The organism is uncultured Cetobacterium sp., from assembly GCF_947039425.1.
In the GTDB taxonomy this organism is placed as follows: domain Bacteria; phylum Fusobacteriota; class Fusobacteriia; order Fusobacteriales; family Fusobacteriaceae; genus Cetobacterium_A.
On sequence record NZ_CAMQYW010000178.1, the window covers coordinates 1 to 4,122 of the forward strand.

Below are 4,122 nucleotides of genomic sequence, written 5' to 3' on the forward strand. Positions count from 1 at the left end.
TATTGCGACAATTTTGTCGTCTTTTAATTTTATTGCGACAATTTTGTCGTCTTTTCAAATTTTTTTACCGAAATTTTTTCAAAATTTAACGATAAAAAAATTTGATTATTTTCCCTTTATAAATTATACTAATTATAAAAAAGGAGGTGAATAACATTATCGTTCACTTTTAGATAATGTATTTATGGGGAAAATAATAACTATTAAAAATAATAAAGGCGGAGTTGGAAAATCAACTTTATCTAAAAATATTGCACATGGTCTTGCTATGCTAGATTATAAAACTGCTTTAATTACCTCTGATGCCCAAAATGATAGTCTTATCTTACTTGGAGGATGGTTTGAAGGTGGAAAAGGTTTTAAAAATTATGTACAAACAGCTGAAGACTGTCACATTAAAATTAGAAAAAATTTAGATTATTATCCTGTAGAAACTGATATTTTTGGAATTAATTTAAAAAATAAAATAAAAGAATCATTTTCAGTATTAAAAGTAAAATATGACTTCATTATCATTGACTGTGCTCCTGTTTTTAATGTCTTAAACGATATTATTCTTGAAATTACAGATGAGATTATTATTCCTATAAAATTAGATAAATTAAGTACTGCTGGTATAACTAGACTTTTAGATAAAGCTGAAGGAAATAAAATCACTCAAATAATTCCTAATTTATATAGAAATACCAAAATTTCAAAAGATTATTTTATAAATTTAAAATCATTCTTTAATAACACTGGTGTTATTTTAAGTAATCCAATTCCTGAAAGTGTTATTGAAGAACAACTTTCTGAAAAAGGTAAAACTATTTGGGAAACTCAAGCTAAAAAGGCAGAAGAACTTCAAACTATATATGGTAATATCATAGGAGGAATTCTCAATGATTAATAAAAAGCTCAATGTATTAGATCGTTTAAAAAAAGATTCTTTTAAAAAGAAAAATGAAAACAATACTCTTGAAATCAAAGAATTTCAAATTACTGCTGTTGAAAAAGAAATATTTAACTCGAAAGATATTCTATTTGATTATAATTCCATTACTGATGAAAACATGAAAATTGATTTATTAAATTATGAAAATTTACTTATCAAAGCTCAAAATAATTATCATACTCAAATTGGAAAAATTTTATTAGAAGCAAATAATAAATATTCTAATAATAAAAATGGAATTTTTGGCCTATGGCTAAATTATATGAAAATTGGAAAAAAAAATGCAGAAAGACTAATAAATCGTTATTTCTTTATTATTCAAAATATTAAAACAAAGGAAGATTTACTTTATTTTGAATCATTACCTTTATCTCTTACATATGAAGTTTCAATTCCTTCGGCTCCTAGAGAATTAATTGATGCTGTTCTTTCAAAAAAAATTAAAACAAGAAAAGAATTTATTCAATTAAAAAAATCTATTTCACCTATATCTCAATCTGATTTTAATCAAATTGAAAATATAAATACATTATTATTTAATTTAAATTCTAATTTAAATACTCTTATAAAAACAAATTATTTAAATATAGATAACAGTAGAATTGAACTTGTTTCTAAAAAAATTAATTCATTAAATGAGGAAATTATAAAATTACTAGACAAATCAAAAATTTAATTAAGCAAAACTTCACATAAAATAAAAAGAAGATTTACTTTATCATATAAATAAAGTAAATCTTCTTTTTGTTTATACATCACAAATGGTTATTTTTTTTATTTTTATATAACTTTCCTTCTCTTCATTATATTCTAAAGTTATATGTAATCTTCCTAATTCTCCTTCAAAAAAATTGGTTATATTTAATAATCTAATTATATTATTTACTTCTTTTATATTTTCTCCTTCCAAAATTTCTAATATCTCTAATTGAAACATTGATATATTTTTATATATTTTTTCTATTGATATTTCAGTTTTGGACTCTTCTATTGAATCTAATTCAATAACATCAAGTTCTTTTTTGTATATTTTGTCCACTTCTGCTGTATTCTTAATGTCATCAATTTTTAACATATCCATATTTTCTAATAAGTAATCAATTATTAATTTATCTTTTGCAGCATTAAAGGCCATTTTTTGAATTTTTCCTTCTAATCCACATTTTTCAATATATAATTTATAAGCTTTTTCTTCTATTCCTAACTGGATATCTTTATCTAATTGTGCATATAATTTTTTTATTTCATTTATATGCTTTATATTTTCAATATTTATCAATTCTTCTTTTCCTAAATTACTGTTAATTACTTTTTTGTCCATTTGTATTGTATTTTTCTTTTTATTAAAAATATATTCATCAGCCCACCCTTTTGCCAATGCTTGAATTAAATAGCTTCTTATATTTCCTACTTTTTGTATTTTCATATATTCAGAAACATCTCTTATATAATCAAATCCATATTGTCTAATTCCATCTTTTATAACTTTTGGTAATGTTTTCAATTCTTTTGCTTTACTTGGTAAAATTTTAAATATCTCTTCTACTTTTTCATTTGTTGGAATCCTGTCGATCGTTTCTGCTTTAACCGCATGAAAAGAATCATTTCCATCATTTTTTAAATCCACACCACTATCTGTATGAGTTATTAGCAAATTATCAAAATGATTTTTATCATCATAAAAATAAGATTGTTTCAATGCATTATGTGTATCATTAAAATAAAATTCAACTTCAGATTCCATCCATTTACTATTTTTTATAATATTAAAATTTTCAATTAAATCCATTTTTTTTAGTTCTTCACAACTTTTTTCAATAACTTTTATAGTTCTTCCTATTTTCTGAATATTTTCACTTAAAGGAATTCTTTTTATTAAGTTTATAGATAATACTTTAATATACATTCTATTAAATCTTAATTTATTTATTAACATATATAAAGCTCTTGTTATCGGATTATCCATACTTAAAAGTAATTGTGAATCATATACTAAATACCCTTTTCTTATTATATTATCGTAAAAATGTTCTGAAATTGATACTTTTATAATTTCTTTTATTCTTCTATCAGTAAATAACTCTTTTTCTACATCTTTCGCTTGCTTTAAAGATATCATATGAATATTCATTATATTTGTATTTATTTGTTCTTCAATTATACCTTTTATTTTATTTGAGTATAATGAATTTTTAAAAGTATAACTTGTCTGTGATAATCTAACTAAGGCTTTTGATATTCTACCATAAAATCCTTTAAATGACTCTTGGGAAATTCCCATATTTGTTAAAATTTCACTTATTGTTGTATAAAATATACTATTATATCTTTTATCCCTCATTATTTTTAAAAGAGAAATAAAAACTCTTTCTTCTAATTCACCAGGAATATAATCACCTGATGTCGGATTTACCTGAATATAAGCTTCTTTTGATCTATTAAAAAAATATCTTATTATTTGATTTTTCTTTTTACTTGTACTTTTAGTAAAAAGTGGATATTCAATCATATTAATATCAATTCTTACTAAACTATGATTTTTCTCATTTTCTATTTCTGAAACATCTAAAAATTTTTCAACAATTTCACTGGGTCCTGTATCTATAATTTGGTTTCTAGGTATATTATGAGCCTTTAATTTTTTCATTTTTCACCAGCTTTCTTCTATTTTTATAACCTTATATGCTGTATATATTACTATAATAAATAATAAAGTTCAAGTTTTTTATATATAAATCATACTAATATATACAACACCTGCGTCCTATTAATTAATATAAAAAGAATACAACATTAAGGTCCGAACATATACAACACCTACGTCTTTTTAATACAGCACCTACGTCCATAGGTATACAACACCTACGTCCATAGATATACAACACCCACGGTTATTAATTTTTTTGTTTGATTTTATTAAAGCACAATAAAATCAATACTTATTTACAATTTTATTTCTTTTTTTTTTAAGTACAACAATATAAACAACTATAAACAAAAAAACAACTATAAACCACATTTTAAACTTAATAATATTTTAAAGTTAAGTTTCACTTCATAATACTATAAAAACCAAACGAACTTATTTTATTTCAACTCTTATAATTTTATTAAAAAATACTCAATAAGAAATTGGTGTTAGTATATAAATATAGACATAAAATTTCGATTATTGTAAAATAAATTTA

General features: G+C 22.1%; 3 protein-coding genes. 2 read left to right on the forward strand and 1 reads right to left on the reverse strand.

All coding sequences use genetic code 11. The features are described from left to right. Positions 1–184: 184 nt before the first annotated feature. Positions 185–889 carry a ParA family protein gene (locus tag Q0V09_RS08590; protein ID WP_297407350.1) on the forward strand — a complete coding sequence of 235 codons (705 nt, stop codon included), beginning with the start codon at positions 185–187 and terminating at the stop codon, positions 887–889. After that, entirely contained in the window at positions 882–1,610 is a 729-nt protein-coding gene (locus Q0V09_RS08595; protein WP_297407352.1) for a hypothetical protein, read from the forward strand. Before Q0V09_RS08590 ends, Q0V09_RS08595 begins: the two co-directional genes overlap by 8 nt. Positions 1,611–1,682: 72 nt before the next feature. On the opposite strand, the gene Q0V09_RS08600 is transcribed toward Q0V09_RS08595, so the two are convergent. Then, positions 1,683–3,581, reverse strand: coding sequence for a hypothetical protein (locus tag Q0V09_RS08600; RefSeq protein WP_297407354.1), 1,899 nt, complete (start codon positions 3,579–3,581; stop codon positions 1,683–1,685). Positions 3,582–4,122 lie beyond the last annotated feature (541 nt).